Origin of the sequence: Streptococcus sp. HMSC071H03 (assembly GCF_001813035.1) — a bacterium.
Classification (GTDB): Bacteria; Bacillota; Bacilli; order Lactobacillales; family Streptococcaceae; genus Streptococcus; species Streptococcus anginosus.
Genome location: NZ_KV811169.1, coordinates 241,907 through 255,766, shown reverse-complemented (window position 1 = coordinate 255,766; position 13,860 = coordinate 241,907). Strand labels below are relative to the sequence as shown.

The following is a 13,860-nucleotide window of genomic DNA, read 5'->3' as shown; positions in this document are numbered from 1 at the left end:
GTCCGTCTTATTTGAGTGTTCTCATCAAAAAAGAGCTGGGCTTGCCATTTCAGGATTACTTAATTCAAGAACGGATGAAGAAAGCAAAATTACTGCTTTTGACAACTGACTTGAAGGTTTATGAAATTGCAGAGCAGGTCGGCTTTGAAGATATGAACTATTTTTCTCAACGCTTCAAACAAGTCGTTGGAGTGACACCGCGGCAATTTAAACGAGGAGAAGGGAAATGAAACGTTATTCGCTTCTGATTCAGTTAGTGATTTATGTTTTTATCATGATATTAGCTCTTTTGGGAATTGTCGGTGGGATTTATTATCAGACTAGTTCGGTTGCTATTCGCCAGACAACTGAGCAAAATACACGCAAGACCATTCAGCAAAGTGGTCAGTTTATCACTTCTTATTTACAAAAAGTTAAACAGACAACGAGTAGTTTGGCTGAAAATGAGAAAATAAAGACATACGCACAAACACCAAGCCAAGAAAACGCTGAACAACTTCGGCAATTATTCGCAACGATTTTAAAAACAGATTCGGATTTGGTATCTGCTATTTTGGTAACAAAAGACGGAAATCTCATATCAACAGATCCTGAATTAACCATGAAGACATCCGCTGATATGATGAAAGAAAAATGGTATCAGGATGCTATCCATAAAGGTGCTATGCCGATTTTGACACCAGCACGAAGAACCATCAGTCATACAACTGGTGAAAAATGGGTGATTTCAATCATGCAGGAAGTTGTAGATAAAGATGGTAAAAATCTAGGGGTTGTTCGCTTAGATATTGGATACAAGACGTTGGAAGCTTATTTAGATCAACTACAGTTAGGAAAAGAGGGATTTACCTTTATCGTCGATTCCAATCATGACTTTGTCTATCATCCAAAGAAAACAGTTTATTCATCCGCTACTGAAATGCGTGCGATGGCGCCCTATATTGCTGCAAAAAATGGTTATGTAAAATCAAAGCAGGCCTACGTATCTCAGTACCAAATTCCACATAGTGACTGGACCTTGATTGGGGTTTCTTCAATGGAACAATTGCATGCAGTTCAAACACAGATTTTGTGGTCTTTTATTGGAACAGGGTTGTTTGCTTTGGGTGTTTGTCTAATAGGGATTTGGTTTGTGCTTCGGCTTTGGATTAAGCCTTTGCGAGATTTACAAGCAACCATTTTAAAGGTTGGAAGCGGGCATTCAGATTTGAGGGCTAATGAAACCGGCTCTCCTGAATTAGTTGATTTGGCAAGACAATTTAATATTATGTTAGACCGGATTGATCAATTGATGATTGCAGTCAAAGAAGAGGAACAAAATGTCAGAAGATATGAATTGCAGGCGCTTTCCAGCCAAATCAACCCGCATTTTCTTTACAATACGTTAGATACAATTGTATGGATGGCAGAATTTAATGACAGCAAGCGTGTGGTAGAAGTCACAAAATCACTGGCTAAGTATTTCCGTTTAGCTTTGAACCAAGGACATGAACAAATTTCTCTTAAAGATGAAATTGACCACGTGCGTCAGTATCTCTTTATTCAAAAACAGCGCTATGGTGAGAAATTGCAATATGAGATTAAAGAGTTGAAGCAATATGATGACTACAAAATTCCAAAATTAATTTTGCAGCCTTTGGTTGAGAACGCCATTTACCATGGTATCAAAGAAATGAATCGTCAAGGGAGGATTCGAGTTAGCGTTTCTGAAAATGACACGCAGCTCATCGTTTCAATTTATGACAATGGTCGTGGCTTTGTCGCCAGCGAAACTACAAATGCTACACTCGTTCGCTTGGGTGGTGTCGGTTTGAAGAATGTTAATCAGCGTTTGCAATTACAATTTGGTAAATCCTATCACATGGAAATTAAATCTGAAGAAAATACTTATACGGAGATTCGTCTCTATTTTCCAAAGGCAAATAAAACCAACTGATGAAAGATTTCAGTTGGTTTTTAATATTTAATTCCCAACACTGGAGAATTTTTTCATGCCGTATTTGAATAGAGCGTAGTTGATAGTAAAAATAACAAGTAGGACTAAAGGAAGTAGCAAACCAATCCAGCTTAGATTTAAAAAATAAAGAGCTGGAAAAAAAGAAGTAAAAGCATAAGGAAATACAAAAATTAGTATCAATTGGATAAAGGTTGGGTAAATTTTGATAGGGTATTGTGCCATTTGATTGAGGGAGAAAATCCCCATTGTGATAGGGAAAGATTCGACAATCCAAAAAGCAAGAGCAGTAGGTCCTAATTGAATAGCGGCATAGAGTAAACCAATACAAATACAGATAAAGACAAAGAGAAGTAGATGAAAAATGTTCCAATGCAGTCCGAGTAAATGATAGGCTTGATAAGTTGCAATAGCTCCCATTAGTGTTGTGCCAAATCCTTGTAGCTGCACGCGTTCATAAATTAGCTGAAAAAGAGGATTGATAGGCATGATAAGCAGGCGTTCAAACTCACCTTTGCGAATATAGCGGCTTCCAAACATCCAAAGATTGTCAAAGAAAATCAGGTGAACTGAACGTCCGATAGTTGCCATTCCATAAATAAATAGCATTTGTCCATAGTTGAATCCAGCAATTTCCTTGATATTTGCAAATAATACATTTAAAAAGATTAAATAAACAATCTGTTCAATCAAAGAAGAAATAAGTCCAATAAAGAAGTCCATCCTATAAGACATACTAGCAATCAAGTAAGCTTTGAGGTTATAAAAATAAATGCTGATGTATTTCATCTTCAACCTCCTAAAATAACTAAACGACGTTTAGCTTGATACCAAAGAAAAGTAATGAAAGCTGAAAGTATCGGAATCCAAGCCAATTGAATCCAGAAGAGTTCAAAATTAACCTGTCTTTTCAAAAGGATATTGACCGGAAAATTAACAGCAAAGCTATAAGGTAATAGTTTCAAAATGTTTGCAATATTTTCTGGATAAAAACTTAGTGGCAAAAGCGCTCCTGAAGCGAGTGAAAAAAGCCCGTTTCTGAGAATCAAAATTCCCCAAGTATTTGCCGTGAAGAAGGCTGTTAAGCTAAATCCTAAATCTAACAGGAGGATGATAAACATTCCTAATAAACTAGAAAATAGGAAAAGCAATCCTGTCTGCCAATTTGGAAGATAAAGCTGTCCTTGAAGCAAAGGGATAACTAATAAAATTGGAACGAATTTGACAATTTCAACGATTTTGACAGCAAAGTCTTGGAAAAAGAGAGAAGTAATGAGGGAATAAGGATAGAGTAGCTCGCCAGTAATATTCCCATCAACAATCATTATAGACAAATCCCGTCCAATGCTGAAACTATTTAGATTTCCTAGTAGATTTGCAAATATAATATAGGTAGTGAACGTTTCTAAAGTATAACCATTAACGTGAGATTGAGTGAAAAAAATGGTTTTCCAAACGAAAATAGAGACCAGCACTTGTATGAAAGTACGAATTAGGGTCGCGACAAAGAAAGATTTATATTGAAGTTGCGTAATAAGAGCTAATCGTGTGATATGAATATATTTACTCATCAAGCCCCTCCTCATAAATTTGTTTGACGATATTTTCAATTGTCAATTCTTTGATAGCTAGGTCTTCGATTGAATAATGCTCAAAAATCTGATTGATAACTTGGGCATTAGTATAAATATCCGTCTGATAATGAATATTGAAATGATAAGAGTCAATTTTCTCAAAACGAAAACCATTGATTTGGAACAGCTCTTCTATTGGCGTTTGCGTTTTGAAAGAAATGGTTTTAATTGTTGAAAACTTTTCTCTTAATTGCGTCAGACTTCCGTCATAAACCTTTTTGCCCTTATCAATAATGAAAATTCGTTTGCAGAGCGACTCAATATCCTGCATATCATGAGACGTAATGAGGAAAGTTGTCTGATACTCTTTATTCATAAAGCGAATGAAAGAGCGGATGGTTTCTTTTACACTGGCATCAAGACCGATTGTAGGTTCATCCAAGAAAACAACGGCAGGTTGATGAATGAATATAGCAGCAAATTCGCAGCGAACTCGTTGCCCGAGCGAAAGATTACGAACAGGCTGGTGAATAAAATCTCCTAGCTGCAACAGCTCAATTAATTGCTCCAAGCGTTCCTCAAAAACTTTATCAGGAACGTCATAGATTTTCGCATGCAAAATAAAAGATTCCAGCACAGGGATATCCCAACGTAAATGTGATTTTTGTCCGAATAAAACGCCAATCTGCTTATTGACTGCTGTGCGATGTTTCTGTGGGGTAAGTCCATTAATTTTAACACTGCCTCGATCTGGATAAAGAACACCTGTCAGCATTTTTATAGTCGTGGACTTTCCGCTTCCATTCGAACCAATATAACCAACAATTTCACCTTTTTGAACCGTTAATGAAATATTCTGTACAGCGTGAATTTGTTTTTTCTTAGGGTGAAAAAAGGCTTTGATAGAACCTTTAAGGCCTAATTCTTTCTCGACAATACTATATGTCTTATATAATTGATTTGCTTCAATCATCATTATCTCCTTGTGGCAGAAAACGTTTGCGTATATTCATTATTATAACAAGTTCACGAAATCTGTGCAAGTGAATCTTATGGAATGATCTTTTACACAGAAAAAAGGATGAGACAAAATTGCTCAACCTTTTCTTTGATTTCTTCAAATCAATGACTGGAAGCAGCAGAAGTAGCATCTGCCTCACCCGTACTCTCGCTGTGACTACCTGTATCCGAAGCACCGGAAGTTGCATCAGCTTTAGCCTGTCCTCCTGCAGGAGCGAATGGGCCGCTTCCGCCAACTAGCTGCTGACCTGTTGTTTCCAAGTACCATTCCAGCCATGGTCTGAAATTAAAGACAATTTCATTGATCCCAGCGTAAGAGCCGTCTGGATAGTACATGGCCTGATAATTGTGTGTATTTAAAACTGGTGAATGCGGATTTGGAATCAGGGTGCGGACATATTCTTGATTGCCGTTACGCAAGGTTCCGACCACCCACTCTACATTTTTCATTCTGCCAGCCGGAAGTGAATTGTGAACCGTTGATAGGCGGTTTCCTGACTGAGATGGTACACGTTTTGCCAGCATGGTATCAGGGTCTTGATGTGCATTGTTGTAGTAGAGGAATTGGTTGTTGTCATCGGCGTAAGTCAGTTCAAAAGGCATGGATTTCAAGAACATATTGATCTGATCCACCGTTAAAATACCGTGGTCTAGTTTTACATAGGTATCTCCTGAGACAGCGCCCACCATGGCAGCGGCTTTTTCAACCCATTCAGGATCATCTGGGTCAATGCCTTGAATCGTTGTTGCGATAGGTTTGGTAACATCTAAATCTTCTGGTTCAATTGGTTTTGGTTTTTTCAATTTTGAAACGACCTCTACATATTTCATGAAATTATCCAAGCAGGTTTCAAGGAATTTGACGGTTCCTTCGTTGGTAATATTTCCCTCATCGTCAAAGGCTTCTTTGGCTTTTCCAAGCAAAAATTCATTTCCGGGAAGAGTATAAGCATTGACACCTGGTGCGTCAAGAATTTTGCGTAAATGGACCTGTGCGCGCGAAGTTCCTTGATCGTAGTAAGAAGCGCCCACAATCATGACAGGCTTGTTTTCAAATGGATGAACTTCAAATGACAGCCACTCAAGCACGCTTTTCAGAGCGGCGGTAATGGTATGGTTGTGCTCAGGTGTTGCGATAATGACTCCGTCTGCACGGGTAATTTTGTTGTATAGGAGGCGAAGCTGGAAAGATTCGTCCCATTTTTCGTCTTGATTAAACATCGGAACTTCATCAATTTCCAAGACTTCCAATTCAAATTTTAGTTTAAAATGCCTTCTGATAAATTCCAGTAATTTACGATTATACGATTGCTCTGCATTTGAGCCTACAATTCCTACAAATTTCATTATGTCATTCTCCTTTGCTTACAAGTTTTCCCAGTCAAAGTTTTCAGCTTCTTTGTGCAATAATTCCTGTGCGCTGGATAGTTTCTCGGTAATTTTCACAAAAAGGCGGAAATCATCAAAGAGTGCATCTAATTTCTGAATAGTTTCAAGGTCGATGAGATTGCCTTCTTTATCAAATGCCTGCAGAGAGTGCGACAGCAAAAATTCAGAGCCAGGCATGACGGAAGCTTTCAACTCAGGGGCATCCAAAATCTGGCGAAGCTGTAACTGTGCACGAGACGAACCCAAGGTTCCAAAGGAAGCACCTGTAATCATCACGGGTTTATTGAGCAATGGGTAAATGCCGTAAGACAACCAAGCCAGAGCACTCATGAGCGAAGCTGGGGTAGAGTGGTCGTATTCAGGCGTTCCGATAATGACCCCGTCAGCCGCTTCGATCTTTTCAGCAATTTCCGTTACAATAGCTGGAAGTTTTTTGTCTGCGGGTTTATTGAAAATGGGAATATCTTTGATTTCCACTAGTTCAATTTCTGCTTTATCCGCAAAATGTTTTTGCATATATTGTAATAGTTGGCGATTGGTGGAACGTTTTGAATTTGTGCCAACTAAACCGATGAGTTTTAACATAATTATTTCCTTTCCGATATTAAAATAGCAATTCTGGTTTTAAACCAGAAGAATAGAATAATTGATCTTCTTTTGTAATCCCTAACGCTTCAATCTGTTCTTCTTTTTCGACTTGTTCTAGAATGGACGATGGGCTTTCGCCAAATAATCGGGTTGTCCAAATTTCACCGTCTACAGAGCGATTAGACACAATCGTTAAACTAGCGACATCTGTCTCCACAGGATAACCTGTCTTACCATCAAGAATATGGTGATAGGTTTGCCCTTGTTTTTCAAAGGTTCGCTCATAAATTCCCGAAGTCACAACGGATTGATTTACGATAGGAAGAAGAGCCAGATTATTCCCGCGGGTTAATTTGGGATGCTGGATTCCAATCCGCCAAGGACGCTTAGAAACTTGGTTAATTCCTAGGGTTAATACATTCCCGCCTAGATTGATGAGAGCAGAAGTCACGCCTTTATTTTTTAAGAACTCCATCACTTTATCAGCAATATAGCCTTTTGCAAGTGCTCCAAGGTCAATTTTCATTCCTTCTTTTGCCAAAAAAACACTAGAAGAAGCAGAATCGAGTTTAATAAAAGTAGGTTCTATTAAAGAAAGGCAATATTTGATTTCTTCCAGCTGAGGCACTTTGGCGTCTGGAAAACCAATTCGCCACGTTTGTACAAGTGGACCGATAGTAATATTCAAGTGACTATTTTGAGCTAAACTATGCTGTTTTCCTAGCTCAATTAGCTCAAACAAATCAGGATGCACCTGAACCCATTGTTTTCCAGCTTGATGGTTGATTTTCATCAACTCCGAAGCATCATCATTTGCACTAAAGCGTTTTTCATAAAGAAAAAGGAGCTGAACGACCTCGTCAAGTAACAAGTCTGCCTGATGATGAAGAATCAAAATTGTAATCGTCGTTCCCATTAATTGAATAGAACGAGAGCTGAAGTCCACCACATTACCTCCTTTCTATAGATTAAATACACACATCTATTATAACAGATAGATAACGTTTTCACAAACTTTTTTGTAGAAAATTTTCCGACAATTTCATATAGAATGGTCTTAACTAGAAACTTAAAATTTGAATGCATTGAGATTAGAAATGAAATCATTCATGAAAAGTTCTTTTAAATTGATAGAAAATGTAATATTTTTCAGTTTTATGAGCAAATATATTGTAAACGCTAACACGTAATGTTATAATGTTTTAGTAAATTAAAAATTAAGGTAGGAATTGCTCTATGAGTAAAATTGTTGTTATTGGTGCCAACCATGCTGGTACAGCTTGTATCAATACGATATTAGACAACTTCGGAAATGAAAACGAAGTTGTGGTGTTTGACCAAAATTCAAACATTTCCTTCTTAGGATGCGGAATGGCGCTTTGGATTGGTAAGCAAATTGACGGCCCAGAAGGATTGTTCTATTCAGATAAAGAAAAACTTGAAGCAAAAGGTGCAAAAGTTTATATGGAAAGTCCTGTTTTGTCAGTTGATTATGACAAAAAAGAAGTGATCGCACTTGTAAATGGTCAGGAACATCTTGAATCTTATGACAAATTGATTTTTGCGACTGGTTCACAACCAATTATCCCGCCAATCAAAGGTGTTGAACTTGTAGAAGGAAATCGTGAATTTAAAGCGACCCTAGAAAACGTTCAGTTTGTAAAATTGTATCAAAACTCTGCTGAAGTGATTGAAAAGCTGAAAAACAACGAAGGCATCAATCGGGTCGCTGTTGTTGGAGCCGGCTACATTGGTGTTGAACTGGCAGAAGCCTTTGAACGTCTCGGAAAAGAAGTAACCTTGATTGATGTGGCGGACACTTGTCTTGCTGGTTACTACGATCGTGAATTGTCTGATTTGATGAGTCAAAACTTGGCAGATCATGGTATTAAACTTGCCTATGGTCAAACTGTGCAAGCAGTTGAAGGTGAAGGCAAAGTTGAACGCATTGTAACAGATAAAGAAACATTTGACGTAGATATGGTCATTATGGCTGTTGGCTTCCGACCAAACACAGCTCTCGGCGCTGGCAAGATTGAACTTTTCCGTAATGGCGCCTTCCTTGTTGATAAGAAACAAGAAACAAGCATCCCAGGAGTTTATGCGGTTGGTGACTGTGCGACGATTTATGACAATTCCCTTGGTAAAATGAGCTACATTGCACTTGCTTCAAACGCTGTTCGTTCAGGTATTGTTGGAGCTTACAACGCAACTGGTCATGTATTAGAAGGCATTGGTGTGCAAGGCTCAAACGGTATCAACATCTACGACCTTAAAATGGTTTCAACTGGCTTGACATTGGAAAAAGCAAAATCTGCTGGCTACAATGCGGTTGAAACTGGCTTTAACGACCTTCAAAAGCCAGAATTTATCAAACACGATAACCATGAAGTAGCCATTCGTATCGTTTTTGATAAAGATACACGTGTCATCCTTGGAGCACAACTGGCTTCACACGAAGATATTTCAATGGGCATTCATCTCTTCTCACTTGCAATCCAAGAAAAAGTGACCATTGATAAACTAGCTTTGACAGATATTTTCTTCCTGCCACACTTTAATAAACCTTATAACTACATTACAATGGCAGCATTGACGGCTGAAAAATAAAGATAAGATATTGAGTTTATAAAGCGTTTTTAGTGTAATTCGTATATAGTTGTTGACAAAACATTTTAACAGTAAAAGAGTGCAACTTTATTTGTTCACTCTTTTTTTGCGTATAACAGAAAAATTTTTGATAAATAGAATAGTATTGCTACTTATTTATCAAAAATTTACGATGATTAGACGAAAGAATACTTTGCCCCAAAAATAGCATTTAGAAATATTTAGAAGATAAATAATGTGTTGCGATGCTCCAAATGGTTAGTTTTCTGAGTGTAAGCTTGTTCTTAGGTAGGTCATCAGTCCTTTACTAAAGGTAAAGAAATGATGACTTTTAAGCCTGGCTGATTGTCTAAAAAAACAATTTCACCTTGATGTAATTTAATAATTTGTTTAGTGATAACCGTTCCCATACCATGTGATTCATAATTAGTCGATTTTTGATTTAGCTCAGTAATTTTTTGAGCTGTAATATCTCCTTGATCCGCAATGATGATGAGCACTTTATTATCAGATAATTGATAAGTCAGATCAATCTGGTTAGAACCGCTGTGTATGATACTATTAAGCAAGAGATTTCTAAAAGCTCTTTCTAGTAAAGTTACCTCTCCTTTTACCAACACTGCCTCGGTAGGCAAATCAAAATGAAGTGTAATTGTTTCATAATTATTCAATATATCGGCAATTACTGTTCGTAGGACTGCAACCAAATCAAGACTCGAAAATTCGGAGTGATGCTTTTGATTATCCAATAAGTAGCTCATATTGAGATTAGAAATCATTTCTTTCATAGTTTGAATCTGATTTTCAATTTCCTCCGTCTGCTTTCCTTTACCATATTGCTGCTCTAGCTGACTGTTATAACCTGATATGAGCATAAGAGGATTGCGTAAATCATGACTGACCCCTCTAATCCATTGCTCTTTCATCGTGTTGCTTTCTTCCAAAATATGAGATGTTTCATTAAGGGCTGTCTTAATTTCTGAGAAATTTCCCTTTTCATTAAGAGCAATATTTTGACCCTGAGACAAAGAAGTGACAGCAGTAATAATCGGATCCATTTCCTTTTTAATGCGTAGCTTTGATCGGCTCAAAAGAATAAAAATAAGTAAAAGAATAATACCCAAGAAAACAAGTCCCAAACTGAGAAAATTCCTAATAAATTGTGTATTAGCATAGAAATTAAATTTTGCTAAGGAATGCTTTTTAGGATAGCCCAAAACTAAAATTTGCTGACCTCGTACATAGGAGAAAACAGGGTAATCTTCTAAATACCAACGTGAAAATTTAACCATATCAGCATTGGTATAATGTCTTTTGAGCTGTTGAGGTAAATGATAAGATTGGACAATATTGCCATCTTGATTCAGTACCATAGCCCAAGTATTTTGTTTATCCATTTCAATTTTGCTGCTTTTATCAAAATTAAAATTATTCTGTTGACTCGATTGAGCGATTTTAGTGTAAAGTAGTTCCGGTTTTTCCTTTCCATAGAAACTAAAATAGGATGAGAAAACCAAACCATAAACAAAAACAAGTCCTATGATTAAAGCCAAGAGTAATAGAACATACCTGGTTAATAACTTAGTAAAAAATTTAACGGTATCCATTTAATTCACCTTTAGTTTGTAACCCAAACCTTTAACCGTTATTAAGCTTTCTGGTTTAGATGGATTGGCTTCGATCTTTTGTCGAATCTTACGAATATGAGCCATTAGGGTATTATCATAGCCTTGGTATTGTAAGCCCCAGACTTTTTCTAAGAGTTGGTCAAAAGTAACAATGCGATTCTTATTATCATATAAGACCTTAAGAATACTGTATTCCTTAGCTGTCAGCTGAATCTCTAGTTTTCCTTTGGTAATCAAGGCTTGGCTAAAATGCACCTGGCAAGCAGGCAAAACAAGGGTATCTTCCTTTTCGGGATAGGCTCTTTTTAAGATGGAAAGAATACGCAACTCCAAATCTCTTGGGCGGAAAGGCTTGATAATATAGTCATCTGCCCCTAGCTCAAAGCCCTGATATTGTTTTTCTATATCGGAGATTGCCGACAAAAACAAAACAGGAACCGTTGAAGTCTTACGGATACCTTTTAAAACTTCAAATCCTGATCCTTCAGGCAGCATAATGTCTAAAATAACTAAATCAAAAGATTTTTCTTCAAATTGCTCCAAAGCTTCTTTTTGTGATTGTACACTTGTTAGATTGCTAAAACCAGCAATGTTCAATGATTCTTGCACCATTTCTAAAATTTCTGGGTTATCGTCTAAAATTAAGATCTTCTTTTCTTTATAATTCATACTATTACCTCAATAAGACTAGTATAACACATTGCTTCCTTGGTCAAGGACTTTAAAGTAAAAATTAAGGAAGAATTAAGGTAATGAATAGGTTAAAATAAAGGAGTTTCATTATAATAAAAATAGCGAAAGGATATAACATCACTCTAAGATTTTTAAAGGAGAAAACAAATGAACAATTATATCGTTGAAACCAACCAATTAAGTAAGGATTTTTCAGGTGAAGTAGCCGTTAATCAGCTCTCTATTCATATTAGAAAAAATGAAATTTATGGTTTTTTAGGACCAAATGGTGCTGGTAAGAGCACTGCTATGAAAATGCTTTTGGGATTGTTGCAACCAACCTATGGTTCCATTAAGCTCTTTGGCAAAACCTTTAATAGCAATCAAATATCACTCCTCTCAAATGTAGGTTCCCTTATTGAGGAGCCCTCTTACTATGCTAATTTGACCGGCTATGAAAATCTTGAAATTATCCAAAAATTACTTAAATTACCAAAAAGAAATATTGATGAAGTCTTAAAGATTGTCAAACTTTTCGATCAAAAAGACAAGCTAGTTAAAAACTATTCACTAGGCATGAAACAACGTCTAGGAATTGCGCTAGCCATTGTTAAATTTCCTAAATTACTGATTCTGGATGAGCCAACTAATGGTTTAGATCCTGCTGGTATTCAAGAAATTCGTGAGCTCATCAAGTCATTACCACAAAAATACGATATGACTATCATCGTTTCTAGCCATATTCTTTCAGAAATTGAACAGATGGCTACGACTGTCGGTATTATTAATCATGGTCAATTACTTTTTGAAGGTCATCTATCTGACCTTGAAGAAGATGAAAAATATCTGTTTGAGACCAGTGATGATGTAACTGCTAAAAGAATACTAATGTTCAATGGTTTTAATTTGGATGATGACAAAAAATTGATTGTCAACGATAACGATAAAGTTAATATAGCCACTGCTATTCGACTCTTAGTTGAAAATGATGTTGATATTTATCAAGTTCGTATGATTCGTCGATCGCTGGAAGATGTTTTCCTTGATATGACAGGACGGGAAGGAAGTGTTTTGTAATGCTAAATTTACAATTAGAATTTATCAAATTAAAAAGACGTTCTTTCTTGCTATCTTTGATTGCTATTGTAGCAGTGGGCTTGATTTGGAGTGGCGTTGTTATCAAATATGAATTACCTAAAACGCATGAGGCCTATAATGCCATTTATACCATGACTTACTTGAATGATTGTATTTTGCCACTTTTCATTGCAGTTTTAGCGTCTAGACTACTGGAATTGGAACATCTAGGCAAAACTTTTAAACTCTTGCAAACCAGTAACGAAAGTCCTTGGCAACTTTTTAAGGCTAAATTGACTGTGATGGCTATTTTTGCCTTTGTTGTCAGTTTGATTCAAACGCTTTTTCTGAAATTTATTATTCAAGGCATGCAGGTCAGTGTGACACCTGTTTCATTGAGTCTCTTTTTGTTCACAACTTTTTTGGTTTGTCTCTTTCTGTCTTGTTTACATCTTTGCTTAGCTTTTATCTATCCAAAGCCAAGTGTGACAGTGGTAACAGGCTTAATTGGTTCCTTCCTGTCATTTGTAGGTATCGGTGCGTTACCATTTCCTATTCGTATTTTCATTCCTTGGCAATATTTCTCTATGATGGGAATCGCTAAACGGGTGGCTGGAACTAACACTTATCTTTTTCAATATGATAATGCTTATCCCTTTAAATTAGTCACATTATTGCTTATCATTTTTTTAAGCATCTTTGTCAGTAAAAAACTCATTGGAAAGGCGGATCTATTATGATTATTTTTGAATTTAAAAAAATCAAAAAAAGTGCTATTCCGATAACGCTAATCTTCTTTAACCTTGTTGGGTCCTTATTGGGAGCAATGATTTACGCTCTCAATCGAAAGGTGCTCCTAGATGGTACACAAGCTCGCGTCCTTTGGGGACAAACAGTTTTCTATTCCTCGCAGATATTTACTCCTATTCTGATCGGGATTATCTGTTCCATCAGTTGTCAATTCGAGGAAAGTAATAAAAACTGGCAGCGCTTATTAAGTATTCCGGTTAAAGCCAATCGTATCATTTTATCAAAATCACCAGCTTATCACTAGTCATGGCTATTAGTCAACTGATAGTTCTTCTCTTTTATATTATCAGCGCTTTGGTTTTGAAGGTACCTTTTGCAAATTATCTACTGGACTTTTTGCTTTGGTCTATCACAGGTTGGATAGCAACCATTACTATTGTCACCATTCAAATTTTTCTTAGTATTCGCTTAAAAAATTTCGCAGTGCCTATTCTTATATCAGCCATTTTGGCTATAGCAGGGCTTATGACCCTATTTATTGGACAAGGTCTTTTTAGCATTTTCCCTTATGCTCAGATTGCTGTTGGTGATCGAGCTC

Annotated in this window: 13 protein-coding genes and 1 pseudogene; 6 read left to right on the top strand and 8 right to left on the bottom strand. The window is 36.7% G+C overall.

Annotated features, from left to right (window positions below; translation table 11 throughout):
- Positions 1-230: helix-turn-helix domain-containing protein (locus tag HMPREF2887_RS08460; protein ID WP_148131512.1), on the top strand; the 230-nt coding region annotated here is incomplete at its 5' end.
- Complete coding sequence (locus HMPREF2887_RS08455) at positions 227-1,936, top strand: cache domain-containing sensor histidine kinase (protein ID WP_057489652.1); 1,710 nt, start codon at positions 227-229, stop codon at positions 1,934-1,936. The genes HMPREF2887_RS08460 and HMPREF2887_RS08455, both read left to right, overlap by 4 nt.
- A gap of 27 nt (positions 1,937-1,963) precedes the next feature.
- On the opposite strand, the gene HMPREF2887_RS08450 is transcribed toward HMPREF2887_RS08455, so the two are convergent.
- From HMPREF2887_RS08450 to HMPREF2887_RS08425, 6 genes are all read right to left on the bottom strand, one after another.
- Positions 1,964-2,743: an ABC transporter permease gene (locus tag HMPREF2887_RS08450; protein ID WP_021001664.1), complete on the bottom strand. Its 780-nt coding sequence runs from the start codon at positions 2,741-2,743 to the stop codon at positions 1,964-1,966.
- A gap of 2 nt (positions 2,744-2,745) precedes the next feature.
- A complete protein-coding gene (locus tag HMPREF2887_RS08445; RefSeq protein WP_021001665.1) occupies positions 2,746-3,525 on the bottom strand; it encodes an ABC transporter permease in 780 nt (259 codons plus the stop codon).
- Complete coding sequence (locus HMPREF2887_RS08440) at positions 3,518-4,501, bottom strand: ABC transporter ATP-binding protein (RefSeq protein ID WP_003024609.1); 984 nt, start codon at positions 4,499-4,501, stop codon at positions 3,518-3,520. The genes HMPREF2887_RS08445 and HMPREF2887_RS08440 overlap by 8 nt, the downstream gene beginning before the upstream one ends.
- Before the next feature lie 149 nt (positions 4,502-4,650).
- Positions 4,651-5,895 carry an NAD(P)H-dependent oxidoreductase gene (locus HMPREF2887_RS08435; RefSeq protein WP_003024605.1) on the bottom strand — a complete coding sequence of 415 codons (1,245 nt, stop codon included), beginning with the start codon at positions 5,893-5,895 and terminating at the stop codon, positions 4,651-4,653.
- A gap of 18 nt (positions 5,896-5,913) precedes the next feature.
- Positions 5,914-6,522 (bottom strand): NADPH-dependent FMN reductase, encoded by a 609-nt coding sequence (locus tag HMPREF2887_RS08430; RefSeq protein ID WP_003024603.1) that lies wholly within the window; start codon positions 6,520-6,522, stop codon positions 5,914-5,916.
- Positions 6,523-6,541: 19 nt separating this feature from the next.
- A complete protein-coding gene (locus HMPREF2887_RS08425) occupies positions 6,542-7,471 on the bottom strand; it encodes an FAD:protein FMN transferase (RefSeq protein ID WP_021001667.1) in 930 nt (309 codons plus the stop codon).
- A 290-nt stretch (positions 7,472-7,761) separates the two neighbouring features.
- Between HMPREF2887_RS08425 and nox the strand changes: the two genes are divergently transcribed.
- Positions 7,762-9,135 carry a H2O-forming NADH oxidase gene (nox, locus tag HMPREF2887_RS08420; protein ID WP_021001668.1) on the top strand — a complete coding sequence of 458 codons (1,374 nt, stop codon included), beginning with the start codon at positions 7,762-7,764 and terminating at the stop codon, positions 9,133-9,135.
- 296 nt (positions 9,136-9,431) lie between these two features.
- Here the strand turns inward: nox and HMPREF2887_RS08415 are convergent, their stop codons facing one another.
- Together HMPREF2887_RS08415 and HMPREF2887_RS08410 are read right to left on the bottom strand one after the other, a co-directional pair.
- Positions 9,432-10,742 carry a sensor histidine kinase gene (locus HMPREF2887_RS08415; RefSeq protein WP_021001669.1) on the bottom strand — a complete coding sequence of 437 codons (1,311 nt, stop codon included), beginning with the start codon at positions 10,740-10,742 and terminating at the stop codon, positions 9,432-9,434.
- Positions 10,743-11,432 (bottom strand): response regulator transcription factor, encoded by a 690-nt coding sequence (locus HMPREF2887_RS08410; protein WP_003024592.1) that lies wholly within the window; start codon positions 11,430-11,432, stop codon positions 10,743-10,745.
- A gap of 171 nt (positions 11,433-11,603) precedes the next feature.
- Between HMPREF2887_RS08410 and HMPREF2887_RS08405 the strand changes: the two genes are divergently transcribed.
- The 3 genes and pseudogenes from HMPREF2887_RS08405 to HMPREF2887_RS08395 form a co-directional block, all read left to right on the top strand.
- A complete protein-coding gene (locus HMPREF2887_RS08405; RefSeq protein ID WP_021001670.1) occupies positions 11,604-12,512 on the top strand; it encodes an ABC transporter ATP-binding protein in 909 nt (302 codons plus the stop codon).
- Positions 12,512-13,252, top strand: a complete 741-nt coding sequence (locus tag HMPREF2887_RS08400) for an ABC transporter permease (protein WP_003024586.1) — start codon at positions 12,512-12,514, stop codon at positions 13,250-13,252. Before HMPREF2887_RS08405 ends, HMPREF2887_RS08400 begins: the two co-directional genes overlap by 1 nt.
- Positions 13,249-13,860: pseudogene (locus HMPREF2887_RS08395) on the top strand (ABC transporter permease); the annotation flags it as partial. The gene HMPREF2887_RS08400 and the pseudogene HMPREF2887_RS08395, both read left to right, overlap by 4 nt.